Raw genomic sequence first — 22940 nt, 5'->3', positions numbered from 1 at the left:
TCCTTTCCGGGGGGGTGCGGGCGTGCCGGGAGGGCTTCAGCCGGGGGCGGCGCCCGGGTTCGGGATCCGGAGGTCGTCCCAGGCCACGGCCCGGTTCCGGCCGCCGGCCTTGGCCTGGTAGAGGGCCTGGTCGGCCCGCTCGACGAGGACGCCCTTGTCGTGCCCGTCTTCGGGGAAGACCGCGATGCCGAGGGAGATCGAGACGCGGACCTCGCGGCCTTCCAGCGGGAAGCGGAGTCGGGCCACGCCGGTCCGGATCCGCTCGGCCAGGCGCCGGGCGCCGCCCAGGTCGGCGTCCTCGAGCAGCACGGCGAACTCCTCCCCGCCGTAGCGGGCGGCGAGGTCCACCTTGCGCACCGCGCCCCGGAGGACCCCGGCGACCTCGCGGAGCACCCGGTCCCCGAAGGGATGGCCGTAGGTGTCGTTGACCCGCTTGAAGTGGTCGATGTCGCAGAGGATGAGGGCCATCTTCCCGCCGCGGCGCCCCGCCCGGGCGAGCATCATGTCGAAGGCGTGCTGGAAGGTCCGGTGGTTGGCCAGCCCGGTCAGGCCGTCGGAGGTGGCCATCCGCCGGATCTCTTCGTGGGCCCGGGCCTGGTCGATCTTGACGGCCATCTGGGCCGCGATGAGTTCCAGGATCTCGCGCCGGACCCGGTGGAAGGCGCCGGGCCGCCTGGCCGCCACGGCGAGGGCCCCCACGGGGGCGTCATCGTCGTGCCGGAGGGGGATCACCCGGAGGGACGGGTACCCCGGCAACCCGTGACGGTCGCCGAAGACCGGGGCCCGGCCCCGGCGGACGCCGCCCACCGGCAGGGAGCGGTTGATCCGCAGGGCCTGGCCCACGAGGCCCTCGCGGGCGGCGAAGGCACGGCCCTCGATGCCTTCGGCGCCCGGGCCCACGGCACGGGCCACCCGGTAGCCCCCGTCGGGCTCCACCAGGCAGACCGCGGCGAAGTCGGCCTGGACCAGCACCTTGGCCGACTTGAGCGCCGCGTCGAGGACCGCCTCGGCGCCCAGTGCGCCGTTGAGTTCCCGGAGCCCGGCGCAGAGGCGCTCCGTGATGCCCCGTTCCCGGTCCATGCGCTGGAGCATGCGGGCCAGTCGGATCTCCACGGCCAGCTTCCGCGCGGCGAGTCGCAGGACGCCGGTCTCGGTCTCCGTCCAGGCGTGTTCCGCCGCCCGGTCCACGCACAGGATGCCGAAGGCGGCGCGTCCGGCCTCGTCCGGGATCCGGACGGCGAAGGCGGCGCCCACGCCCCCGCGGTTCCGGTAGTAGGGGAGGCCCGAGAAGTCTCCACGGAGGGGGGCCAGGGCCACTTCCTGCCGCCCCTTGAGAAAGAGGCCGGTGATGCCGGCCCCCAGGGGATAGGGGCCGGGGAGGATGTCCGAGCGCGAGGAGGCCAGGCCCCGGAGTCGGGTGGTCTCTTTGTCGGGGTCCAGCCAGAGGATGGCCGCCGTGGTCAGGGAGAGGGCCCGGTGGACGAGGTCGAGCTGGAGCCGGAAGGATTCCCCCACCACGTGGACCGCGGGGAGGCTGACGGGGCCCGCGCCGTCCAGGGCGTCCAGGGGCGGCAGCTCCCCGATCCCGGCCACGGCGTCTTCCACCAGGCCGAGTTCCCGGGCATGGGCCAGGGCGTCGCGCCGGGCCCGCGCCGACCGGAGCCGTGCCCGGAGGCGGCGCCGGAAGGCCTCTCCCCGGACGAAGAGGCGCAGGGCCAGGGCGGCGGCGACCAGGGCCGCGAGGTCCGCGGCGGCGCCGGCGGGGGTGAGGAGGCCGTGCCAGGCGAGGCCGCCTTCCAGGAGGAGGACCTCGGCGGCCACGCATCCCAGCACCGCCGGCGGGGCCGTGACGGCCAGCCAGGCCGCCAGGCCCGCGGGAACGAGGAAGGCGTGGGGCGAAAGGGGCGCCAGGAGCCGCCAGAGGATCCACGCCGCCGTGGTCCAGGCGAGCGGCCCGGCCACCTCCCCGGCACGCCCCGGGAGGCGCCGTCCCCGCACCCGGCGGACGGCGTCCCAGGCGGCGAGCGCCGCAGCCGCAAGGGCCGCCAGGCCGGCAATGACCTGGGGGCGATCCGGGGCCCGGCCGGCCTCGGCCCATCCCAGGACCACGGCGGCCGCCCCGCCGGCCGCGAGGGCCAGGAGGCCCCATGCGAGGGCGGCCCCGCCGGTGTCCGTTTCGACGGCCTCCTTCACGTCTCTCCCTCCGGGGCCGCCCCGTTCCGGGCCCGGGCGATCCCTTTCCCCGCTTATCGGAATCTCGAAGGCGCGGCACAAAGCCGCCGGCTACCACCCCTTCCTGCGCCCCGGGGCGAGGCGGCCGCCCGGCCGGGCACCCCCGCACGCTCCCCGATCTCCTGAAGATAGGAGCCTTTCTTCCGCCTCCCTCGTACCATGAGCCGGTCCTCCCGGTTGGGCTTGGTGGGGCACCTCCTTGAGTCCTTGACGACCCAAAAGGATGCCCCAGCTTGATCGGGAGGACATCTCAAGTCGGCGTCTTGGGGACGTGCTGGCAACCGGGAGGCGAAGCGGGCGGCACATGCCCCTAGGGGATGCGGCGCTTACAGGTCGTCGAGCGGGCTGCGCGCCCTTGCCTTGAGGTCTCGCACGACGTGGGTATAGATCATCGGGAATCTCTAGAAACTACGAGCACAAAAGGAGGGATGTTATACACGTGGCCTTGGCGGTCTCGATCCGGCTGTACGGGAAGCGCGCTGGCCCTGGCTCCCTCGGGGGTGCCGGAGGACGGCCGGTCCTCCCCGCCGAGGAAGTTCCCCCCGCCGCTATCGGGAGAGGGCCTGCGCGAAGATCCGTTCGGCGGCCACCAGGGCGTCGGTGTCGGCGGGGAGGTCCAGGAGGGAGCGCTGCTCCACCTCGAACTGGAAGAGCCGGTCGCTGGCGGGGACGAAGCCCCCGAGCTCCAGGTCCGTCCCCGCCACCGCCCGGTCCACCTGCTCCCGGAGGGCCGGCGGGATCTGGGCCGGCACCCGGTTCACCACCAGGACCTTGCGGCCGACCTCGACACCGAGGGCGCGGGTGAGGTCGGCGATGCGGGCCGCCGTGAGGACGCCCCGGCTCGAGGGGTCCGAGACCACGAAGAGGGTGTGGACGCGGCGGAGATTGAGCCGGCTGAGGTGTTCCATGCCGGCCTCGTTGTCCACCAGCATCCACCGGTAGCTCTTGGCCAGGGTCTCCATGACCTGGGCCAGGATGGAGTTGGCCATGCAGTAGCAACCCGGCCCCTCGGGCTGCCCCATCACCACGAGGTCGAACCCCGTGGCCTCCACCACGGCCTGGTTGATCCGCATGTTCATGTACTCGGCCTTGGTCATGCCGGGCGGGGTCTCGGTCTTCATGGCGTCGCGGATCTCGCCCAGGGTCGTGGTGACCTCGAGCCCGATCAGCTCGTTCAGGTTGGCGTTGGCGTCGGCGTCCACGGCCAGAACCGGTGTCTCGCCCGCGTCGAGGAGGTGGCGGAGCAGGAGGGCGGTGAGGGTGGTCTTCCCCGTGCCGCCCTTGCCGGCCATGGCGATGATCTTGGCGGAAGGTTCCTTCGAGGGCATGTCAGGGACTCCTGGGGGGCGGCCCGTCCGGGGACACGGCCAGGTGCCCGGTGGCGCCGGCGGGAAGGCGGCGCGTCCCCGGGGCCGGGTCCGCCAGTTCTTCCATGGTGACAAAAAAACCGAGTTCTTCACGCCGCCGGACGAGGCGCCACGCCGCCTTGTCCCCGACGCCGGGCAGCAGGGTGAGTTCCTCCGCGGTGACGGTGTTGGCGTCCATGGGGCGGAAGAAGAGGAGCCGGGCGGCCTGGGAGACGGCCGCCGCCTCCGGGGCCGGCGCGGGGGGGCGCAGGCGGCACGGCGGCGCGGGGCGGAGGGCGGCGAGCGCCGCGAGCACGGCGAGCAGCAGGAAGGCGGCGGCCTCGGCCGCGGCCGGGGCCCTACCCGTCCTTGTGCTCGGACTTGAGGAGCTTGTAGCGGATACCATCGACCAGGGCCTGCCAGCTGGCCTCGAGGATGTCGTGTGAGACCCCCACCGTTCCCCACTTGTCGCGGCCGTCGGTGGACTCGATGAGGACCCGGACCTTGGCGCCGGTCCCGGGCCGCCCCGGCAGGACGCGCACCTTGTAGTCCAGGAGGCTGACCTCGCGGAGCTGGGGGTAGAACGTGTCGAGGGCCTTGCGGATGGCGTTGTCGAGGGCGTTGACCGGGCCGTCGCCCACGGCGGCGGTGTGTTCCACCTGGCCCCCCACCCGGACCATGACGGTGGCCTCCGCCTGGGGGGCCTCGTCCTCGCGCACCTTGTGGTCGATGACCCGGAAGCCCATGAGGTCGAAGTACTTCCGCCGCGTCCCCATGGCCTGGCGCATGAGGAGCTCGAAGGAGGCCTCGGCGCCCTCGAACTGGAAGCCGCGGGCCTCGAGTTCCTTGAGCTGGGCCACGATTTCGAGCACGGCGGGGTCCTGGCTGTCGATGTCGAGGCCGAACTGGCGGGCCTTGGCCAGGACGTTGCTCCGGCCGGCGAGCTCCGAGATGAGGATCCGCTGGACGTTGCCCACCCGCTCGGGCGGGACGTGCTCGTAGGTCTCGGGGTTGCGCTGGACGGCGCTGACGTGGATGCCGCCCTTGTGGGCGAAGGCGCTGGCCCCCACGTAGGGCTGGTACTTGTTGTGGGGCAGGTTGGCGATCTCGCTGATGAACCGGGAGGTCGCGGTGAGCCGTTCGAGGCGTTCGCCGGCCGTGCACCCGAGACCCATCTTGAGGACCAGGGCCGGGATGATGGAGCAGAGGTTGGCGTTGCCGCACCGTTCGCCGAAGCCGTTCATGGTGCCCTGGACGTGGACGGCGCCCGCGCGGACGGCGGCCAGGGTGTTGGCCACGGCCACGTCGGCGTCGTTGTGGGCATGGATGCCGAGGCTCGCCTCCGGCCCCAGTGCGTCCCGCACCCGCTCGACGATCTCCGTCACCTCGTGGGGGAGGGTCCCGCCGTTGGTGTCGCAGAGGACGAGGCGCTCGGCGCCGCCCGCCGCCGCCCGCCGCAGGGTCTCCAGGGCGTAGTCCGGGTTGGCCTTGAACCCGTCGAAGAAGTGTTCGGCGTCGTAGAAGAGGGTCTCCACCCGGGGCCGCAGCCAGGCCAGGGAGTCCTCGATCATGGCCAGGTTCTTCTCGAGGCTCACGCGGAGGGCGTCGCGGACGTGGACGTCCCAGGTCTTGCCGAAGATGGTGACCACCGGGGCCTTGGCGTTCACCAGGGCCTGGAGGTTGGGGTCGTCGTCCGCGGCGGTCTTGGCCGAGTGGGTGCTGCCGAAGGCGGCGATCCGGCTGTGGCGGAGCGCGTAGCTCTGGATCTCGGAGAAGAACTGGACGTCCTTCGGGTTGGAGCCCGGCCAGCCGCCCTCGATGAAGTCGATGCCGAGTTCGTCCAGCTTGAGGGCGATCCGGACCTTGTCCTCCACCGACAGGTGGATGTCCTCCGCCTGGGTCCCGTCCCGGAGGGTGGTGTCGTAGATCTCTATGGACGTCGTCCCGCTCATGTCCCTGGGGCGGCCCCGGCCGGGGCCGCGTCGAGGCCGAAGTGCTCGTGGAGGGCCCGCACCGCCAGCTCCGTGTATTTTTCGTCGATGACGCAGGAGATCTTGATCTCCGAGGTGCTGATCATGAGGATGTTGATCCCGTGGCGGGCCAGGGTGTCGAACATGCGGCTGGCCACGCCGGAGTGGCTGCGCATGCCGACGCCCACGATGGAGACCTTGGCGATCCCCGGGTCCCCGGCCACCGATTCCGCCCCGATCTCGTCGGCCACCCGCCGGACGATCTCCATGGCCTGGTCGTAGTCCGTGCGGGGAACCGTGAAGGTCATGTCCGTGAGGTCCCCGGCCCGGGTGTTCTGGATGATCATGTCCACCACGATGTTGGCCTCGGAGATGGGGGTGAAGATCCGGGCCGCGATGCCGGGCTGGTCCGGGACCTTGGTGACGGTGATGCGGGCTTCGTTCCGGCTGTAGGTCACGCCGGAGACCAGGACCTGTTCCATGGATTCGTCCTCCCTGACGACGAGGGTGCCGGGGTGGTCGTTGAAGCTGGAGCGGACGTGGATGGGCATGCCGTAGCGCATGGCGAACTCCACGGACCGGATCTCGAGGACCTTGGCCCCGAGGCTGGCCATCTCCATCATCTCCTCGTAGGAGATGCGGGCGATCTTCCGGGCCTGGGGGCAGATGCCGGGGTCGGTGGTGTAGACACCCTCCACGTCGGTGTAGATCTCGCAGAGGTCGGCGCCCAGGGCCACGGCCACCGCCACCGCCGTGGTGTCGGAGCCGCCCCGGCCGAGGGTGGTGATGTCGCCCGCGGCGGTGACCCCCTGGAAGCCCGCCACCACGGGGATGGCCCCGGCCTCCAGGGCGGAGCGGAGGGCCTGGGTGGGGATCTCCTGGATGCGGGCCCGCCCGTGGGCGGCATCCGTCCGGATGGGGACCTGGTGCCCGAGGAAGGAGACGGCCTTGAAGCCCCGCTTTTCGGCCGCCATGGCGAAGAGCGAGACGGTGACCTGCTCGCCCGTGGCCAGGAGGACGTCGAGCTCCCGGGCCGGGGGATGGGGCAGGATCTCCTGTGCGAGGGCGATGAGGCGGTTCGTCTCCCCGGCCATGGCGGAGAGCACCACCACCACGTCGTCGCCCTGCCGCCGGCGCTCCGTCACCCGGTCGGCGACCCGCTCGATACGCTCCGTGTCGGCCACGGAGGTGCCGCCGTATTTCTGCACGATGAGGGCCATGCCTAATCGTCCTTCCACCGGTTCCAGATGGGATCCTGCCCGAACTGCTCCATCCAGAGCTCTTCGTCGGACATCCCGCTCCGGTTGGGGGTGAGCTGGATCCGGTACCGCTCCGCGTAGCCCACGAGCAGGCGATAGGCCCAGTTCAGGCGGGCCATCTCGCCCTCGTCGCCGGCCTCGAGGTCGGGGTGGAGCCGCCGGCAGCGGCGGCGGTAGGCATCCTTGATCTCCTCGAGGCTGACTTCCTCTGGCAGCCCGAGGAGGCGGCGGGCCCGGGCGATGTCGTCCCAGCTGTTGTGCGCCATCTCGGCCTCAGGGGGCGGCCCGGGCCCGGCTGTCCCGTTTCGGGTTCGTGTGCCGAGGCCGCGGAGTATGCCGGCCGCCCTCCACGTATTCCGGAATCGGATTAAACTAGCAACCGGGGTGCCTGTTGGCAAGGGAAGCCCCGGATCGGGCGGCAGACGGGGGGGCGGCATGGACGGCACGACGACAAGGGCGGCCGGGGGGTGGAGGCGCCGGGCGGCGCTGGTGCTGGCGTTCGCCTGGGGTCCCCTGGCGGCCCGGCCGGCCCCCGGCCTCGAGGTCTGCCCCCCGGCGGCGGGGCGCGCCCTCTGCGGTACGGTCCGGCGCCATCTCGTCGCCGCCAACGAGACCCTCCCGGACATCGCCCGGGCCAACGACCTGGGCTTCAACGAGATCACCGCGGCCAACCCCGGTGTCGATCCCTGGACCCCGCCGCCCGGCCGGGAGGTCGTGGTGCCCCGGCTCTTTCTCGCCCCCCCGGGGATGGCCCGGGGAGACATCGTGGTAGACCTGGCGGAGATGCGGCTCTACGAGCTGGAGCCGGCGCCCGGCGGCGTCCGGCTCGTGACCGCGCCCATCGGCGTGGGGAGGGACGGGTTCGAGACCCGGGAGGGCGTCTATACCATCCGCAGCAAGGCCCGGGACCCCACCTGGTTCGTGCCGCCCTCGGTCCGGGCCGAGGAGCCGGATCTTCCGGCCCGGGTGCCGCCCGGCCCGGACAATCCCCTGGGGCGGTACATCCTCCGCTTCTCCCGCCTCTCCTACGGCATCCACGGCACCAACCGGCCCTGGGGCGTGGGGCGCAGGGTCAGCCACGGCTGCATCCGCCTCTACCCGGAGGACATCGAGGCCCTCTACCCCAGGGTCCCCGTGGGGACCCTGGTCCGGGTGACCTACCGGCCCATTCGGGCCGGCGCCGCGGACGGCCGGTGCTGGCTCCAGGTGGAGGAGGACTACCTGGGCCGGGTGGCCGACCCCTTCGACGCGGCCCTGGCCGCCCTGGGGGCGTGCGAGGCCGCGCTCGGCCCGCTGGACCTGGACCTGGCGGCCGTCCGGCGGGCCGTCCGCGAGCGGCGCGGCTACCCCGTCCCCGTGGCCGGCCGCCGGGAGGGCGGGGCGGGGGACGAGGTCCCTACTTGGTGAGGCCCTTTTCGAAGATGCGCTCCGTCTTGAGGGCGGTGGCCTCCGCACGGCGCGCGGCATCCATGGCCCGTTTGGTGGCGGCGTCGGCCCTCTCGGCCGCCGTCCCGGCGGCGGCCGCGGCGGCCTCGGCCTTCTGGGCGGCGGCCTCCAGGCGGGCGGCCAGTTCCTCGAGGTGCGAACTCGCCGCTTCCGCCCGGGCCGCGGCGGCCTTGGCCTCTTCCGCGGCCTGGACCGCCTGGTGCATGAGGGCCTTGTCCTCCTTGCTGGGCCCGCAGGCGGAGAGCGGGGCGGCCGCGAGGGCCAGGACCAGGCCCACCTGGACCAGCCGGCGGAGCTGGTGGCGTTTCGGGGGACGTCGGTTCATGGGAAGCCTCCTCCTCTGGGGCCGGGTCCCTCGAGGCCCGGCCGGGGTGGTCGGGGCGCGGCAGGCGTCGGCCGTCCCGGTTGACCGGCTCCCATTATACCCCAACCCGGACCCCGGGGGCCGACGGTCGCGCAAGGGCCCCGGCTGGAGGCGGTGCGTCGTGCCGGACGCCCCGGGCATGGCGCGGGGCCGCCGTCCCCGCCGCGTGGGAGACCGGGCCCGGCCCCTTGCGCGTCCCGTTGTCTCGGGCAATATAGGGGGGCCCGCCCGGGTGGGTCCGTGCGGGGCACGGCCGCGGAGCGGCCCGGCGTTCCGGGAGTGATGGAGTCGACCCGCTTCGTCGCCGGGGACGGCGCCCGCCCGGTGGCCCGGATGCTCGCGGAGACGCCGGCGGGCGGATCGGGAAGGGACAAGGAGGGGCAGGGATGGTGCAGGTGATCTGGCCGGCGGCGGCCTACCTTCTGGGCGCGGTTCCCTTCGGGCTCCTCGTGGCCCGGCGCTTCGGGCAGGACCCGCGGCGTTCCGGGAGCGGCAACATCGGGGCCACCAACGTCACCCGGGTGCTCGGCCGGAGGTGGGGGGCGCTGACCCTGCTCCTGGACGCGGGCAAGGGCGCCCTCCCGGTGCTGGGGTGCCGCTGGGCGCTGGCGGGAGAGCCTTCGGCCGGCTGGTGGGTGGCCGCCACGGGGCTGGCCGCCGTCGTGGGGCACTGCTACCCGGTCTACCTCCGGTTCCGGGGCGGCAAGGGGGTGGCCACGGCGGCCGGCGCCCTCGGGGCGGTCTGCCCCGCCGCCCTCGGGGTGGCGGCGGCGGCCTTCGCCCTGGTGGCGGGGGCGAGCGGCTACGTCTCGGCGGGGTCGTTGGCCGCCGCGGCCCTCATGCCGGCCCTGGCGGCCGTCCTGTGTCCCGCGGCGCCGGTCCTGGCCCTGGCGTGGGGCGCGGCGGTGCTGGTCTGGGTCCGCCACGCGGACAACATCCGACGGCTCCTCCGGGGAGAGGAGAAGGGCTGGCGGCGGCGCGGCTAGACCTCGAGCCCCAGGGCCTTGATCTTCCGGTGGAGGTGCCGCCGCTCCATCCCGATGGCCTTGGCGGTCCGGGAGATGTTGCGCCCGTTCTCGTCCAGCTTCCGCTGGAGGAACGCCCGCTCGAAGCAGGCCTTGGCCGCCTTGAAGTCGTCCACATCGGCCCAGGGGGTCTCCGCCGGCGTGGCGGCCGCCACGCCGGGCGCCGCCGGCGTGTGGCGCCGGATGGCGGGGGGCAGGCCCTCGAGGGTGAGCACGGGGCCCCGGCTGAGGATCACCATGCGCTCGACGACGTTGCGCAGCTCCCGCACGTTGCCGGGCCAGTCGTAGTCCTGGAGGGCCTGGAGCACCTCGGGGCTGGCCTCCAGGGGCCCCCGGCCCGTCTCCCGGCCGTACTCCGCCAGGAATTCCGCCACCAGGAGCGGGATGTCCTCCGTGCGTTCCCGGAGGGGCGGGACGTGAATGGGGATGACGTTGAGCCGGTAGTAGAGGTCCTCCCGGAAGTTCCCCTTCTCGATCTCGGCCTCGAGGTCCTTGTTGGTGGCGGCGATGATCCGCACGTCCACCTGGATGGTGCGGCTGCCCCCCACCCGCTCGAAGCGTTGTTCCTGGAGGATCCGCAGGATCTTGGCCTGGGTCTTGAGACTCATGTCGCCGATCTCGTCGAGGAAGAGGGTGCCGCGGTTGGCGAGATCGAACTTGCCGCGCTTCATGGTGGTGGCGCCGGTGAAGGCGCCTTTTTCGTGGCCGAAGAGCTCGCTCTCGATGAGCTCCTCGGGGATGGCCGCGCAGTTGACCTCCACCAGGGCCCGGTGGTTCCGCTTGCTGAGGCGGTGGATGGTCTGGGCCACCAGCTCCTTGCCCGTGCCGTTTTCCCCCTGGATGAGCACCCAGGCGTCGGTGGGGGCCACCAGCGCCAGCTGCTCCTTGAGCGCCTGCATGGCCGGGCTCTCCCCGGTGAGCGTCCGGTGCGAGACGGCCTTCTGGCGGAGGAGGACGTTTTCTTCCTCGAGGTCCCGGAACTGCAGGGCGTTCTTGATGGTGAGGATGGTCTGCTCGTAGGAGAGGGGTTTTTCGATGAAGTCGTAGGCCCCCAGCTTCGTGGCCTTGACGGCGGTCTCGATGGTGCCGTGGCCGGACATGATGACCACGGGGAGGAAGGGCCATTCCTGCTTGATGCGCTTGAGGACCTCGAGGCCGTCGATGCCCGGCATCCAGATGTCGAGCAGGACCAGGTCCGGGAGGGCCTCGCCCAGCCGGGCCAGGGCCGAGGGCCCGTCGGCCGCGGTCTCGACCCCGAAGCCCTCGTCCTCCAGGATGTCGGTGACCATCTGGAGGATGGAGACCTCGTCGTCGACGACGAGGATCTTCTTCTTCAGGGCGTCGGCGGGCATGGGGAGGGGGATCAGGCGGCGGTCTGCCGACCGGTGGCCTCGGCAGGGTTCTCCAGCGGGAAGCAGAGGATGAACCGGGTGCCCCTGGGCACGTTGTCCTCCACGAGGATTCGGCCATTATGATCGGCCACGATGGAATTGACAATGGCCAGGCCGAGGCCGGTCCCGCCCCGCTTGGTGGAGAAGTAGGGTTCGAAGAGGCGGGCCTTGTCGGGCTCGGGCACCCCCCGCCCCGTGTCGGCCACCTCGAGCTGCACCTCCGGGGCCTCCTCCGACCGCCGGATGGTGAGGGTGATGGTCCCCGCCTCCGCCAGGGCGGCCACGGCGTTGTCCAGCAGGTTGATGAGGGCGCGCTTGACCTGGTCCCGGTCCAGGGGGATCTCGGGCACCGCTCCCTCCGCGCGGACCTCGAAGGTGACGCGGGGGTGGCCCTCGCGGTAGAGGGCGGCCACCTCCTCGGCCAGGGCCCGCAGATCCGTGGGCCGGAGGCGGAGGGAGGGCATGCGGGCGAAGTTGGAGAACTCGTTCACCAAGCGCTTGAGTTCCTCCACCTGGGTGATGATGACCCGGGTGCAGCGGTCGAAGACCTCGCGGGCGTCCTCGTCCAGGCGGTCGAGGTAGCGTTTGCGGAGCCGTTCCGCCGAGAGCTGGATGGGCGTCAGGGGGTTCTTCACCTCGTGGGCGATCCGGCGGGCCACCTCGCGCCAGGCGGCGAGCCGCTGGATCTTCTCGAGTTCCGTGAGGTCGTCGAAGACCACCACCACGCCCAGCGAGCGGCCCTCCCGGTCTCGGAGCAGGGTGAAGCTCATGAGCAGCGACAGCAGCCGGTCCCCGGAGTTCAACCGCACCGGCCGCTGCAGCGTCCCCCTGGGCGAGTGGGTGAGGGCTTCCCGGATCTCGTCGAACTGTTCCACCTGGTCCGGGGTGAGGAGCTCGAAGTAGGCCCGTCCCACGGCCTCGGCGGCGGAGACCCCGAGGATGGCCTCGGCGGAGCGGTTCATGGTGGTCACCACGCCGTCTCGGTCGATGGAGATGACGCCGGCGGCCACGTTGTGGAGGATGATCTCCATGTAGCGGCGTCGCTGGTCGAGCTCCACGTTGCTCCGCCGCAGCTCCTGCGAGGCCGCCTCCGCCCGCCGCTTGGCCTCCCGGAGATCCTGGGTCATGATGTTGAAGGCCCGGACCAGGGAGCTCAGCTCGTCCCGCCCCTCGGCCTCCAGGGTGAAGTCGAGGTCCCCGGCGGCCACCCGGTGGGTGGCCTCCGCCAGCATCCCCACCGGCTCGGTGATGCCCTTGGCCAGGCGGAAGCCGAACCAGGTGGCCGCGAAGAGGATGAGGAGGGTGACGAGGAAGAGGGTGATGAGCAGGGTGACCTTGATGGGGTTCTGGAAGAGGCGGAGCTGGCGGTAGTCCTCGTAGCCGAGGCGGATCTCGGCCAGGCGGTCGGCGGTGTCGCCCGGGACCAGGCTCCCCAGGGCCAGCAGCCCGGCCACCTCGCCGTCGGCCCTGGAAAGGGGCAGGAAGACCCGGACGTATTCCCCGTGCCGCAGGGGGGCCGTGGCCACCACGGGGCGGCGCTCGTCGAAGGCCTTCATGAGGGTGGAGGCCGGCGGCAGCGGTGGGAGCCCGGCGGCCGGGAAGGTGCTCCGGAGCACCTTGCGGGTGTGGGTGGGGGTGACGAACTCGATGGAGTGGAGGCCGGGGGGGAGGGCCGCCGCGGTCTCGGGCGTCTCCGGGGCCGCCGCCGGGGCGAAGAGGGCCTCGAGGGGGCTCCGCCACGCGGCCAGGCAGGCGTCCTGGGCGGCCCGGTCGCCGGCGCGGCACTTCGCCTCGAGGTCCGCCGCCAGTTTCGAGCCGAGGGCCGTGAGGTACCGCTCGCGTTCCTCGTAGAAGGACCGCCCCACGAGGAGGGCGTTGGCCAGGGATTGCTCCACCTTCACGTCGAACCAGTACTTGAGGCTGGTGGATAGGAACATCAGCGAGACCAGGAAGAGGACCACGGTGGGGATGAGCGAGAGGGAGACGAAGGCCACCACCAGCTTGGTCCGGAGCTTGGCGCCGAGGACCCGGCGGCGGTCCTCGAAGACCACCTTCACGAGGTTGCGGACCACGAGGAAGCCCAGGAGCAGGAGCAGCAGGGTGTTCAGGTTGATGATGGCGAAGATGAGGAGGTTGCCGCCCTGCGGCAGCTGCACCGATCCCCGCAGCAGGTGGTAGGCGGTCCAGGAGAGGAGGAGGATGAGGACGGCGGCGGCGACGATGAGGCGCCGTTCGCGACGCCGCCGGCGGGCCTCGCTAGTATCGGAAGCTGATTTCATGCCACCCGGTGGTGAAGCCCCAGGGGGCGAAGATCTCGAGGAGCCCCTGGAACGGGAGGGACGAGGCGACCTTTTCTGCGCCGCCCCGGACGCGCAGCCGGTAGGTGCGTCCGGACTTCAGCCCGGAGAGCGGGACCAGCGGGAGATCGTTCACCTGGCAGGCCATGGCCTCCGCCTCTTCCAGGGATCGGACGGTGGTGGTCTTGGGCGCGGGGCCTTCCTGGACGATCCTGAACTCGTTCTTCAGGCTGTCGTAGGTGATGACCCGCGACAGGCGGACCACGGCCAGCTTCTTGTCCCAGAGGAAGCGGTCCTGGCGTAGTTCCACCTGGTAGGTGAAGCGGACGGGGACGCCCGTTCGGACGGCCTCCACCACCTGGGTGGTGAACCCGTGTTCCAGGGAGAAGTAGGCGAGGAGGCGGTCCTTCGAGTTGGCCACCGTGAGCTCGTGGACCGCGGGCGGCAGCTGCAGCCCCTCGTCGGCCGGGGTGCCCGAGGGGCACAATCCCCACCCCATGGCAATGAACGCCAGGAGCGCCAGGAGCCCCGCCCCGATCTTGAAGGTGCCGCCGGTGGTGTCCATGAGGGGATGATCCACGTCTCCGCTGTGCCTGGCAAGAGGGTACAGAGTTGGCAATGAATTTGCAAGAATCGAACCGGGCGGGGCCGGAAGGCCCGACGATGGGGAATCGTCGGTGCGCTGTGGGCGGATCATCGCCCGAGACGCCGCCCGGTGGGGCCTCCGAGGTCCCCGTCGGGTCATCCCGCCCAAAGCGACGGACGCTTGACAAGCGGAGTCGAAGTCGTTATAAAGGAATCACAAAATGAACATATTCCCCTGCTGGTCCCTCTGTACCATCTCCAACAAAGACGACCAACATACCCACCTCCATCCTTCTTAAGCCAGCAGGGGAACCTTTTCGGGGGGGCGAAAAAGCCCCCCCCTTTTTTTTTACGCCTTCAGCGGTTCGATCCCGGTCCCAAGAGGAGGAAGAGCCGGCCCCTGGCCCGGAGGGCGCCGGCGAGGCGGCCCGCTGCCGGCCCGGTGCCGCAGTAGAGGTCCACGCGGCCCGGGCCTTGGATGGCGGCCCCGGTGTCCAGGCTGACCACCAGGGCGCGGTAGGGGGCGGGCTCGCCCGGCAGCGGGACCTCCAGGTACAGGACCGCCCCCGGGGGGTAGACCGCCGGGTCCAGGGCCACGCTGTGCATGGGGACCAGGCGCTCGCCCAGGCTCCCCAGGGGGCCTTCCTTTTCCCATCGGAAGAAGACGTAGCGGGCGTTGGCGGCGAGGAGCTCCGGGAGCCGTTCCGGGTGGGCCGCGGCCCATGCCCGGATGCCCGGCCAGTCCGCCGCCTCCGGGGCGAGTTGCCCCCGTTGGATCAGCCAGGCGCCCACCGACCGGTACGGCCGCCCGTTGCTGCCGGCGTAGTGCACGAAGCGGGAGGTGCCGTCCGGGAAGTCGAGGATCCCCGATCCCTGGACGTGGAGCTCGAGCCCCGCCATGGGGGAGGCCACCCAGGCCAGGACCTCGGCGCCGGCCAGGGCGCCCTCCCAGTCGATCTGGCGGCGGGTGTAGTAGGGGCGGAGCCGCCCGTGGTCCACCCGCCCCCAGAGGGTCGCGTCCGGGAGCCCGGGGTCGAAGTCCCGGAGCGGGACCCGAACGAGGTCGCGGGGGCGGCCGTAGAGGGGATAGGTGTAGCCGGGGGCCCGGTGCCGGGAGGCCCGGAGCCGGGGCTGGAAGTACCCGGTGACGAGGACGTCCCCGGCCTCACCCCCGGGGGCCGCCGGGGCGAGGAAGGCGAAACGCCGCCGGATCTCCGCGTCCAGGCGCTCCGGGGGGAGCCCCGCGGCGAGGAGGCGGCGGAGTTCGGCGGCGGTGTCCCGGAGCGCCGCCGCGGTGGTGACCGACCGGCCCCGCGGCCCCGGCGGCGGCAGGGGCGTCTCCGGCGCGAGGCGGTCGAGGTGGCGCAGGGCGGCCGCGAGGGCGGCGTCGATGCCGGGGCCGGGGTGGACGGCGAGGTCCGCCGGGGGGGCGGCGGCCCGAAGGGGACCCACTTCCGGGCCGGGACGCCACTTAAGGTGCATCACGAGGGCCAGCACGAGCAACCCGGCCGCCAGGGCCGCCGGGATCCACCGCCGGAGGGCGTGGGGGGGCCGGCGCATGGCGGTCCGCCGGCGCCTCAGAGCCCCGTGGCCGCCACCTGCCGCTGGACGGCCTCCACGGAGAGCTGGAGGTGCCGCCTTTCTTCGTCGGTCAGGGGGAATTCCAGGACGCGTTCCACGCCCTCCCGGCCGAGGACCACGGGGACGCCGAGGAAGAGGCCCCGGATGCCGAACTCTCCCTCGAGGAAGGCGGCGCAGGGCAGGACGCGTTTCTGGTCCTGGAGGATGGCCCGGGCCATCTGAAGGGCGGCGAGGCCCGGGGTGGTGAAGGCGCTGCCGGTCTTGAGGTGTCCCACGATCTCCGCCCCCCCGTGCTGGGTCCGGCGGACGATCTCCTGGATCTCTTCGGGGGGGAGCAGGGCCTCGAGGGGGACCCCGCCCACGCTGGCCAGGCGGGTCAGCGGCAGCATGTGGTCGCCGTGGATCCCCATGACGAGGGCGGTGACGTCCTCCGGGGCGACACCCAGCGCCTGGGCGATGAAGGTGCGGTAACGGGCCGAGTCGAGGACGCCGGCCATGCCCACCACGCGGTTGCGGGGAAGGCCGGAGGTCTTGTACACGGTGTAGACCATGGCGTCGATGGGGTTGGTCACCACCACGAGGCAGGCGTCCGGGGACCGGGTGACCACCTCTTCCGTCACCTGGCGGACGATCCGGACGTTGGTGTCGAGGAGGTCGTCCCGGCTCATCCCGGGCTTGCGGGCGATGCCGGCGGTGATGATCACCACGTCGGATTCCGCGGTCTCGTCGTAGTCGTTGGTCCCGACGATGCGGCCGGTGAAGCCGCACAGCGGCGCGGCCTGGGAGATGTCGAGGGCCTTGCCCTGGGGGACGCCCTCCACCACGTCCACCAGGACCACGGTGTCGGCCGCCTTCTCCGCCACGGCCCAGTGGGCGGCGGCGGTGCCCACCGCCCCGGCCCCGATGATGGAGAGCTTTTTCCCTTGTGGCTGTCCGCAGTTCATGTCCGATGGCCTCGCATGGGGATTCGAGATGGGCGGCGCCGGCGCCCGAGCCGGGCTCTCCTGTCCGGCCGCCGGTGCCCGGCCGGCCGCCGGCCTCCGCCGGGGTTCCTTCTCTCTTACCCCACCCCGGGGGTGCCTTGCAATCGGTGCCCCGATGATGCAAGGTGCGACCTGTCATGTCCTACGCCAGCCTGAACCGGATCGTGGTGGACCTCGAGGCCCTCCGGGCCAACTTCGCCCTGCTCCGGGAGCGGCTCGCCCCGGGCGCCGGGGTCCTCGCCGTGGTGAAATCCGATGCCTACGGCCACGGGCTCGTGCCGGTGGCCCGGGCCCTGGCCGAGGCCGGGGCCTGGGGGCTCGGCGTCTCCGAGGTGGAGGAGGCGGTCCGGCTGCGGGAGGCCGGTCTTCGCTGCCCGGTGGTCCTGCTCTCGGGGCTCGTCCCGGAGGCCGCCGAGGAGGTGGTGCACCACGGCCTCCTGCCCGGGGTCACGGACCGCGCCACCCTGGACGCCCTGGAGGGTGCGGCGGCCCGGGCGGATCGTGCCGTCCCGGTGCACGTCAAGGTGGACACGGGGATGGGACGGCTCGGGTTCATGCCCGGGGAACTGGCGGAACTGGCGGCGGCCCGGGCGGATCGCTGGCCCCACCTCCGCTTCGAGGGACTCTACACCCACCTGGCGGCGGCGGACGACCCGGCCGACCCGCTCAACCGGGAGCAGATCCACCGGTTCCGGGAGGCCCTGGAACTCGCGGAGGCGGCGGGCTGGCGGCCGGGGCTCCGCCACGTGGTCAATTCCGCGGGGCTCCTCCACTTCCCGGAGGCCCACTTCGATCTGGCCCGCCCCGGGATCGCCCTCTACGGGGCCCATCCCGGGCCCGTGGACCCGGATCTCCCGCTCCGGCCGGTCATGGCCGTCACGAGCCGCATCATCTCGGTGCGGGACGTTCCGGCGGGATGGCCCGTGAGCTACGGGCACGCCTTCGTGGCGGACCGGCCCACCCGTGTCGCGGTGATCCCGGTGGGCTACGACGACGGGTACCTGCGGCGGCTCTCCCCGGGGGCGCGGGTCCTGGTCCGCGGGCGGCCCTCCCCGGTCATCGGGCGGGTCTGCATGAAGGCGCTCATGGCGGACGTGACCGACGTGGCGGGGGCGGCACCCGGGGACGAGGCGGTGTTGCTGGGCCGGCAGGGGCGGTATGATATCCGCATCGAGGAACTGGCCGACCGGGCCGGGACCATCAGCTACGAGCTGCTCTGTCTCCTGGGCCGGCGGAACCAGCGCATCTACCGGGGGGCGCCGTGTTCGGGATAGGCTTGCCGGAACTCCTCGTCATCTTCGTGGTGGCCCTCCTGGTCCTCGGGCCGGAGCAGCTGCCGGCGGTGGCCCGCCGCCTCGCCCGCCTGGTGGTGGATCTTCGAAGGACCGCCGAGGAATTCCGGGCGCAGCTCAACATCGAGGACCTCGAGGAGGACCTCGATGTCGGGGCCGAGGCCCCGGCGGCGGACGAGGCGCGCCGGAAGGCCGCGGAGGAGCTCCTGAAGGCGCGGCCCGATCTCAGCCAGGCGGACCGGGAACCGGGCGGGGCCGGCCCCGAGTGGAAGCGCGCGGCGCGGCGCCGGGACGACGACGCCGACAAGGGGCCGGGCGGGGAGGCGGCCCCGCCCGAGGCGGCGGACGAGGCGGACGGCGCGGCCCCGGCCCCGGAGCCCGGGGATCCCTCCGCCTGAGGTCCGCTCCCATCGCCCGGTGACGCCGTGTCCCTCGAATCCTTTCCCTTCAAGGCCCATCTCGGGGAGATCCGCCGCCGGCTCATCGCCTGCGTGGTGGTGCTGGGCGTGGCCTTCGCGGCGTGCTACGCCCTTTCGGGCCCGCTGGTGGCCTTCCTCGGCGCGCCCCTGCGCACCGTCCAGCCCGGCCAGGGGATGGTCTTCACCGCGCTGCCGGAGGCCTTCCTGGTCTACCTCAAGGTGGCCTTCTGGGCGGCGCTGATCCTTTCGGCCCCGTTCTTCGTCTACCAGGCCTGGGCCTTCGTGGCGCCGGGGCTCTACCCCCATGAAAAACGCCGGCTGCGGTGGGCCCTCCTCTGGGGCGGCGGCCTGTTCGTCGCCGGGGCCGTTTTCGGCTACGCGGTGGTGCTGCCCGCCGCCTTCTCCATCACCATGGACTACGCGAGCGAGGGGCTCCAGGCCCTGCCGCGGCTCCAGGACTACATGCTCTTTTCCCTGAAGGCCATGTTCGTCTTCGGGCTGGTCTTCGAGATCCCCTTCCTCATGATGTTCGCCGTCCGGAGCGGCCTCGTGGCCCCGGACTACTTCCGCCGGGGCCGCAAGGGCTTCTACGTGGCCCTCTACCTGGTCGCCGTCCTGGTGGTGCCCTCGGACGTCTTCACCCAGGTGCTGATCTTCCTGCCGATGATGGCGCTCTACGAGGTGGGCCGCTGGATGGGTGGCCGCCGCGGCCCTTCGGCCGGCGGCGCGGGGTGAGCGCGGGGCGGGTTCAGGGGGCCTCGGCCGGCGCCTCCGCGGCCTGGCACTCGGGGCAGGTGCCGATGAAGGTGATTTGCTTGCCCTGGAGGCGGAACCCGGATCGCTCTTCCGGGGGGATCCGCACCCGGTAGTCCCGCATGACGTCCACGATCTTGTAGCAGCTGGCGCAGACCAGGTGGTGGTGGGGCTTGGTGTTGGGGTCGAAGCGCTTCTTGGCCGGGTCGAGGTTCAGCTCGACGATCTGGCCGCGCTCCCGGAGGGCGTCCAGGGTGTTGTAGACGGTGGCGAAGGACATGCTGGGAAAGGAACGGGAGACGTTGGCGTAGATCTCCTCTGCGGAGGGATGAGAGGTGTTGCCGTCCAGGAAGTCGAGGATGGCGAGGCGCTGGGGCGTGAGCTTGAGGCCGAGCTCGCGGAGTTTTGCAAATTTTTCTTTTTTCTCCATGGCAGAAGGTCTCCCAATCCCGTCAATGCTAGCAGAACGGGCGCATTTGTCAATGAGCGGCGGTTCAGCGCCGCCTCCTCGCCCGGCCCCGGATCCCCCTTTTCGCCGGTCCCGCCCGCCCCGGGCCCGGCATTCCCGGCCTCGCCCGGCGGCGGCCCGCGGTTGCTTTTCGGGACGGCCCCTGCTAATTTTTTGACATGAATTCCGCCGGATGCGCCGCCGTCTACTATCCCCTCTTCGCCGATCTCCGGGGGCGCCGGGTCGTGGTGGTGGGAGGCGGCCGGGTGGCCGAGCGCAAGGTGGAGGCGCTGCTCGAGGCCGGTGCCCGGATCGTGGTGGTCAGCCCGGAGGTCACGGAGACGCTGGCCCGGATGGCCGGCGAGGGCCGCATCCAGCACGTGCCGCGTCCCTTCCGCCCCGGAGACCTCGACGAGGCCTGGCTGGTGGTGGCGGCCACGGACGATCCCGCGGCGCAGCGCCTGGCCTACCGCGAGGCCGAGGCGCGGCGGGTCTTCTGTAACACCGTGGACCAGCCCCACCTGTGTTCCTTCATCGTCCCGGCGGTGGTCCGCCGGGGGGACCTCTGCCTGGCCGTCTCCACGGCGGGCCAGAGCCCGGCCCTCGCCCGGCGGCTGCGGGAGGACCTGGAGCGGGCGTTCGGCCCGGCCTACGGGGCCTACGTAGGCCTGGTGGGGGCGCTCCGGCGCCTGCTCCTCGAAAGGGGACTCGACGCCGAGGGCCATCCCGGCGTCTACCGTGACCTGGTGGCGCCCGAGGTCCTCTCCTGGGTGGAGGCGGGGCGGTGGGAGCGCGTGGCTCGGTGGGCCGAGGCCTTGTGCGGCACCGGCGCCCGGGAGGTGGTGGAACGCCTGGCGGCGGAGCACGCCGGGGGGCCGGCGGCGGAGGGGGGGCGGTGGCACTGAGGGTGCTTTTCCAGTCGGCGCTGGGGCTCTACCTCGTGGCCACGGCGGCCTTCCTCGTCCACATCGTCACCCTGCGCAAGTGGGCCGAGCGATGGGGAACGGGCCTCTTGGCCGTGGGCTTCGCGGTCCATGCCGCCGCCATCGGCGTCCGGTGGCGGGTGGCCGGGCACCCGCCGGTGACCAACCTCCACGAGGCCCTCTCCTTCGTGGGGTGGGCCGTGGTGGGGGCGTACCTCCTGGTCCAGTGGCGCCAGCGGGTCAAGGCCCTGGGGGCCTTCGTGACCCCCCTGGCCGCCGTCCTCATGGTGGCCTCCTCGCTCCAGCCGGCCGCCGTGCCGGACCTGCCGCCCGCGCTCAGGAGCTACTGGCTCCCGGTGCACGCCACCATCTGCCTCCTGGGGGACGCGGTCTTCGCCCTGGCCTTCTGCCTGGCGGTGATGTACCTCCTCCAGGAGCGGCAGATCAAGCACAAGCGCCTCGGCGGCATCTTCCGGCGGCTGCCGTCCCTGGACGTCCTGGACGCCCTGAACTACCGCTGTCTCACCCTGGGCTTTCCGCTCCTCACCGTGGGGATCGTCACCGGGTCCATCTGGGCCGAGCAGGCCTGGGGCTCCTACTGGAGCTGGGACCCGAAGGAGACCTGGTCCCTCATCACCTGGCTCCTCTACGCCGCCCTCCTCCACCAGCGCCTCACCGTGGGGTGGCGCGGGCGGCGGGCCGCCATCATGACCATCCTGGGCTTCGGCGCGCTCTTCTTCACCTTCCTCGGGGTGAGCGTGCTTCTCCCGGGGCTTCATTCCTATGCCAACTGGTTCGAGTAGATCCCGCCTCCTCCTCCTGGGGGTGAACCACAAGACCGCCGGCGTGGAGGTGCGCGAGTGCCTGGCGCTGGGGGGCGCCCCGCGCCCGCCGCTCGAGATCTTCGCCGGGCTCCCGGCCTGCGAGGAGGTCCTCTTCCTCTCCACCTGCAACCGGGTGGAGGTCCTGGCGGCGAGCCCCGACCCCAAGGCCGCGGCCGCGGCCATCCGGGAGGTCTGGTGCACCGTGGGGGGCGGCGACCCCGGCACCCTGGACCGCTCCCTCTACGTGCACCTGGACGAGGCCGCCGTGCGCCACCTCTTCCGGGTGGCCGCGAGCCTCGACTCCATGGTGGTGGGCGAGCCCCAGATCCTGGGCCAGCTCAAGGAGGCCTACCGGAAGGCGGCCGAGGCCAAGACCCTGGGCCTCGTCCTGAACCGCCTGCTCAACCGGGCCTTCTCGGTGGCGAAACGGATCCGGACCCAGACCCGCATCGCCAGCCAGGCGGTCTCCATCAGTTACGCCGCCGTGGAGCTGGCCCGGAAGATCTTCGGGGACCTCTCGGACAAGCGGGCACTGCTCATCGGTGCCGGGGAGATGGCGGAACTGGCGGCCCGGCATCTGCTTGCCAACGGGGTCCGGGGCCTCGTGGTGGCCAACCGGACGCTGGCCCGGGCGGCGGACCTGGCCCGGGAGCTCGGCGGCGAGGCCGTGGGCCTCGACGAGCTGGAGGCGGCTCTGGAGGGCGCCGACATCGTCATCAGCTCCACCGGGGCGCCGGGCCTCGTCATCCAGGAGGAGATGGTGCGCCGGGTCATGCGCCGCCGCCGCCAGCGCCCCCTCTTCTTCATCGACATCGCCGTGCCCCGCGACGTGGATCCCGCGGTCAACGAGGTGGACAACGTCTACCTCTACGACATCGACGACCTCAAGGGCGTGGTGGAGGGCAACAAGGCGGAGCGGGAGCGGGAGGCCCGGAAGGCCGAGCGGATGCTGGACCTCGAGGTGCTGAAGTTCCAGGCCTGGCTCGAGTCGCTGGACGTGGTGCCGCTCATCCGGCGCCTCCAGGACAAGGGCGAGGCCATCCGCCGCCGCGAGCTGGAACGCAGCCGTTCGGCCCTCGGGGAGCTCACCCCGAAGCAGGCGGCGGCCCTGGATCGGCTCACCACCTCCATCGTGCAGAAGCTCCTCCACGACCCCATCGTCACCCTCCGCCGGTCGGCGGGGGCCGAGGAGGGGCGCGAGCTCCTGGACGCGGCCTACCGCTTCTTCAACCTGAACGGGGCCGAGCCCGCCCCGGACGCCGGCGGCGCCCGGGGCAAGGAGGCCGCTCCCGCGGGCCCGAAGGGGCCGGAGGGCCGGCCCCGCCGGGGCTAGAAGGGGACGTCGTCTTCCTCGGGCGGCGGCGGGGGGCCGAGTTCGTCGCCCCCGGCGGCCCCTTCCCCGCGGCCGGAGCGGCTGTCGAGGATCTGGATGTCCCGGGCCACGATCTCGGTGGACCACCGCTTGTTGCCGTCCTGGTCTTCCCAGGACCGGGTCTGGAGGCGCCCCTCCACGTAGACCAGCCGGCCCTTTCCGAGGTACTCCCCGCAGATCTCGGCCAGCCGGTTCCAGGCCACCACCCGGTGCCACTCCGTCACCGTCTCCCACTGGTCGCCCCGCTTGACCGGGGAGTCCGTGGCGATGCGGAGGTTGGCCACGGCGGTGCCGCTGCTGGTGTAGCGGATCTCGGGGTCCGCGCCGAGGCGGCCGATGAGCATGACTTTGTTGAGGCCCCTTGCCATTCTTCACTCCTTCCCCTGGTGGTGTGGGTTCCGGCGGGCCGGTGAGGCCGTGCCCGCCGCCG

General features: G+C 72.3%; 22 protein-coding genes. 8 read left to right on the top strand and 14 right to left on the bottom strand.

All coding sequences use genetic code 11. The features are described 5' to 3' along the window. Positions 1 to 36 precede the first annotated feature (36 nt). The 6 genes from HCU62_RS12785 to HCU62_RS00145 all read right to left on the bottom strand — a co-directional run bounded on the left by HCU62_RS12785 (position 37) and on the right by HCU62_RS00145 (position 7073). Positions 37 to 2193 (bottom strand): GGDEF domain-containing protein, encoded by a 2157-nt coding sequence (locus HCU62_RS12785; protein WP_163297740.1) that lies wholly within the window; start codon positions 2191 to 2193, stop codon positions 37 to 39. A gap of 587 nt (positions 2194 to 2780) precedes the next feature. Continuing rightward, complete coding sequence (locus HCU62_RS00165; protein WP_163297741.1) at positions 2781 to 3560, bottom strand: ATP-binding protein; 780 nt, start codon at positions 3558 to 3560, stop codon at positions 2781 to 2783. 1 nt (position 3561) lies between these two features. Continuing rightward, complete coding sequence (locus tag HCU62_RS12780) at positions 3562 to 3894, bottom strand: ComEA family DNA-binding protein (RefSeq protein WP_163297742.1); 333 nt, start codon at positions 3892 to 3894, stop codon at positions 3562 to 3564. A gap of 43 nt (positions 3895 to 3937) precedes the next feature. Further along, positions 3938 to 5530 carry a citramalate synthase gene (cimA, locus tag HCU62_RS00155; RefSeq protein WP_163297743.1) on the bottom strand — a complete coding sequence of 531 codons (1593 nt, stop codon included), beginning with the start codon at positions 5528 to 5530 and terminating at the stop codon, positions 3938 to 3940. Next, positions 5527 to 6768, bottom strand: coding sequence for an aspartate kinase (locus tag HCU62_RS00150; protein WP_163297744.1), 1242 nt, complete (start codon positions 6766 to 6768; stop codon positions 5527 to 5529). Before HCU62_RS00150 ends, cimA begins: the two co-directional genes overlap by 4 nt. 2 nt (positions 6769 to 6770) lie before the next feature. Further along, a complete protein-coding gene (locus HCU62_RS00145) occupies positions 6771 to 7073 on the bottom strand; it encodes a J domain-containing protein (protein WP_163297745.1) in 303 nt (100 codons plus the stop codon). 169 nt (positions 7074 to 7242) lie between these two features. Between HCU62_RS00145 and HCU62_RS00140 the strand changes: the two genes are divergently transcribed. Then, positions 7243 to 8214: a L,D-transpeptidase family protein gene (locus HCU62_RS00140; RefSeq protein ID WP_181448348.1), complete on the top strand. Its 972-nt coding sequence runs from the start codon at positions 7243 to 7245 to the stop codon at positions 8212 to 8214. Here HCU62_RS00140 and HCU62_RS00135 read toward each other — a convergent pair. Next, entirely contained in the window at positions 8204 to 8578 is a 375-nt protein-coding gene (locus tag HCU62_RS00135; RefSeq protein WP_163299585.1) for an alanine-zipper protein, read from the bottom strand. The two genes, HCU62_RS00140 and HCU62_RS00135, sit on opposite strands and share 11 nt — an antisense overlap. Positions 8579 to 9003: 425 nt before the next feature. Here HCU62_RS00135 and plsY point away from each other — a divergent pair, with 425 nt between their 5' ends. Next, positions 9004 to 9603, top strand: coding sequence for a glycerol-3-phosphate 1-O-acyltransferase PlsY (gene plsY, locus HCU62_RS00130; RefSeq protein WP_163299583.1), 600 nt, complete (start codon positions 9004 to 9006; stop codon positions 9601 to 9603). Here plsY and HCU62_RS00125 read toward each other — a convergent pair. The 5 genes from HCU62_RS00125 to mdh form a co-directional block, all read right to left on the bottom strand. Continuing rightward, on the bottom strand, positions 9600 to 10994 hold the full coding sequence (locus HCU62_RS00125) for a sigma-54-dependent transcriptional regulator (protein WP_246325158.1): 1395 nt from the start codon (positions 10992 to 10994) through the stop codon (positions 9600 to 9602). The genes plsY and HCU62_RS00125 overlap by 4 nt on opposite strands. Positions 10995 to 11005: 11 nt before the next feature. Then, on the bottom strand, positions 11006 to 13312 hold the full coding sequence (locus HCU62_RS00120) for a sensor histidine kinase (RefSeq protein WP_169755329.1): 2307 nt from the start codon (positions 13310 to 13312) through the stop codon (positions 11006 to 11008). Continuing rightward, positions 13290 to 13910 (bottom strand): DUF4390 domain-containing protein, encoded by a 621-nt coding sequence (locus tag HCU62_RS00115; protein WP_163299342.1) that lies wholly within the window; start codon positions 13908 to 13910, stop codon positions 13290 to 13292. Before HCU62_RS00115 ends, HCU62_RS00120 begins: the two co-directional genes overlap by 23 nt. 362 nt (positions 13911 to 14272) lie before the next feature. Further along, on the bottom strand, positions 14273 to 15475 hold the full coding sequence (locus HCU62_RS00110; protein ID WP_163299341.1) for an MltA domain-containing protein: 1203 nt from the start codon (positions 15473 to 15475) through the stop codon (positions 14273 to 14275). Positions 15476 to 15492: 17 nt separating this feature from the next. Continuing rightward, the gene (gene mdh, locus HCU62_RS00105) at positions 15493 to 16440 is read right to left on the bottom strand and encodes a malate dehydrogenase (protein WP_163299340.1); all 948 of its coding nucleotides are present in this window, start codon (positions 16438 to 16440) and stop codon (positions 15493 to 15495) included. A 176-nt stretch (positions 16441 to 16616) separates the two neighbouring features. On the opposite strand from mdh, the gene alr reads away from it, so the two are divergent. Genes alr through tatC form a run of 3 tightly spaced genes read left to right on the top strand, consistent with a single transcriptional unit; the run spans position 16617 to position 18925 of the window. Then, positions 16617 to 17753: an alanine racemase gene (alr, locus tag HCU62_RS00100; RefSeq protein WP_163299339.1), complete on the top strand. Its 1137-nt coding sequence runs from the start codon at positions 16617 to 16619 to the stop codon at positions 17751 to 17753. After that, complete coding sequence (gene tatB, locus HCU62_RS00095; protein WP_163299338.1) at positions 17741 to 18169, top strand: Sec-independent protein translocase protein TatB; 429 nt, start codon at positions 17741 to 17743, stop codon at positions 18167 to 18169. Before alr ends, tatB begins: the two co-directional genes overlap by 13 nt. A 27-nt stretch (positions 18170 to 18196) precedes the next feature. Next, positions 18197 to 18925, top strand: a complete 729-nt coding sequence (gene tatC / locus HCU62_RS00090) for a twin-arginine translocase subunit TatC (RefSeq protein WP_163299337.1) — start codon at positions 18197 to 18199, stop codon at positions 18923 to 18925. Between the two features lie 13 nt (positions 18926 to 18938). Here the strand turns inward: tatC and HCU62_RS00085 are convergent, their stop codons facing one another. Next, complete coding sequence (locus HCU62_RS00085; RefSeq protein ID WP_169755328.1) at positions 18939 to 19373, bottom strand: Fur family transcriptional regulator; 435 nt, start codon at positions 19371 to 19373, stop codon at positions 18939 to 18941. A gap of 197 nt (positions 19374 to 19570) precedes the next feature. On the opposite strand from HCU62_RS00085, the gene HCU62_RS00080 reads away from it, so the two are divergent. From HCU62_RS00080 to hemA, 3 genes are read left to right on the top strand one after another with little or no spacing between them, the layout of a single operon-like run. Then, positions 19571 to 20296: a precorrin-2 dehydrogenase/sirohydrochlorin ferrochelatase family protein gene (locus tag HCU62_RS00080; protein WP_169755327.1), complete on the top strand. Its 726-nt coding sequence runs from the start codon at positions 19571 to 19573 to the stop codon at positions 20294 to 20296. Continuing rightward, positions 20287 to 21117 (top strand): c-type cytochrome biogenesis protein CcsB, encoded by an 831-nt coding sequence (ccsB, locus tag HCU62_RS00075; protein ID WP_169755326.1) that lies wholly within the window; start codon positions 20287 to 20289, stop codon positions 21115 to 21117. The genes HCU62_RS00080 and ccsB overlap by 10 nt, the downstream gene beginning before the upstream one ends. Beyond that, complete coding sequence (gene hemA, locus HCU62_RS00070; RefSeq protein WP_163298199.1) at positions 21098 to 22471, top strand: glutamyl-tRNA reductase; 1374 nt, start codon at positions 21098 to 21100, stop codon at positions 22469 to 22471. The genes ccsB and hemA overlap by 20 nt, the downstream gene beginning before the upstream one ends. Here hemA and HCU62_RS00065 read toward each other — a convergent pair. Continuing rightward, on the bottom strand, positions 22468 to 22878 hold the full coding sequence (locus HCU62_RS00065; protein WP_163298198.1) for a single-stranded DNA-binding protein: 411 nt from the start codon (positions 22876 to 22878) through the stop codon (positions 22468 to 22470). The genes hemA and HCU62_RS00065 overlap by 4 nt on opposite strands. Positions 22879 to 22940 lie beyond the last annotated feature (62 nt).

This window comes from Dissulfurirhabdus thermomarina (genome assembly GCF_012979235.1).
Classification (GTDB): Bacteria; Desulfobacterota; Dissulfuribacteria; order Dissulfuribacterales; family Dissulfurirhabdaceae; genus Dissulfurirhabdus; species Dissulfurirhabdus thermomarina.
The sequence above is the reverse complement of the archived record's forward strand: the minus strand, read 5'-3'. Positions and strand labels throughout refer to the sequence as shown.

What these genes read in the sequence shown, in the direction of transcription:
- HCU62_RS00165 (WP_163297741.1), bottom strand. Translation starts at nt 3,560, where the DNA reads ATGCCCTCGAAGGAACCTTCCGCCAAGATCATCGCCATGGCCGGCAAG.
- cimA (WP_163297743.1), bottom strand. Translation starts at nt 5,530, where the DNA reads ATGAGCGGGACGACGTCCATAGAGATCTACGACACCACCCTCCGGGAC.
- HCU62_RS00150 (WP_163297744.1), bottom strand. Translation starts at nt 6,768, where the DNA reads ATGGCCCTCATCGTGCAGAAATACGGCGGCACCTCCGTGGCCGACACG.
- HCU62_RS00145 (WP_163297745.1), bottom strand. Translation starts at nt 7,073, where the DNA reads ATGGCGCACAACAGCTGGGACGACATCGCCCGGGCCCGCCGCCTCCTC.
- HCU62_RS00140 (WP_181448348.1), top strand. Translation starts at nt 7,243, where the DNA reads ATGGACGGCACGACGACAAGGGCGGCCGGGGGGTGGAGGCGCCGGGCG.
- HCU62_RS00135 (WP_163299585.1), bottom strand. Translation starts at nt 8,578, where the DNA reads ATGAACCGACGTCCCCCGAAACGCCACCAGCTCCGCCGGCTGGTCCAG.
- plsY (WP_163299583.1), top strand. Translation starts at nt 9,004, where the DNA reads ATGGTGCAGGTGATCTGGCCGGCGGCGGCCTACCTTCTGGGCGCGGTT.
- HCU62_RS00125 (WP_246325158.1), bottom strand. Translation starts at nt 10,994, where the DNA reads ATGCCCGCCGACGCCCTGAAGAAGAAGATCCTCGTCGTCGACGACGAG.
- HCU62_RS00120 (WP_169755329.1), bottom strand. Translation starts at nt 13,312, where the DNA reads ATGAAATCAGCTTCCGATACTAGCGAGGCCCGCCGGCGGCGTCGCGAA.
- HCU62_RS00110 (WP_163299341.1), bottom strand. Translation starts at nt 15,475, where the DNA reads ATGCGCCGGCCCCCCCACGCCCTCCGGCGGTGGATCCCGGCGGCCCTG.
- mdh (WP_163299340.1), bottom strand. Translation starts at nt 16,440, where the DNA reads ATGAACTGCGGACAGCCACAAGGGAAAAAGCTCTCCATCATCGGGGCC.
- alr (WP_163299339.1), top strand. Translation starts at nt 16,617, where the DNA reads ATGTCCTACGCCAGCCTGAACCGGATCGTGGTGGACCTCGAGGCCCTC.
- HCU62_RS00085 (WP_169755328.1), bottom strand. Translation starts at nt 19,373, where the DNA reads ATGGAGAAAAAAGAAAAATTTGCAAAACTCCGCGAGCTCGGCCTCAAG.
- HCU62_RS00080 (WP_169755327.1), top strand. Translation starts at nt 19,571, where the DNA reads ATGAATTCCGCCGGATGCGCCGCCGTCTACTATCCCCTCTTCGCCGAT.
- hemA (WP_163298199.1), top strand. Translation starts at nt 21,098, where the DNA reads ATGCCAACTGGTTCGAGTAGATCCCGCCTCCTCCTCCTGGGGGTGAAC.
- HCU62_RS00065 (WP_163298198.1), bottom strand. Translation starts at nt 22,878, where the DNA reads ATGGCAAGGGGCCTCAACAAAGTCATGCTCATCGGCCGCCTCGGCGCG.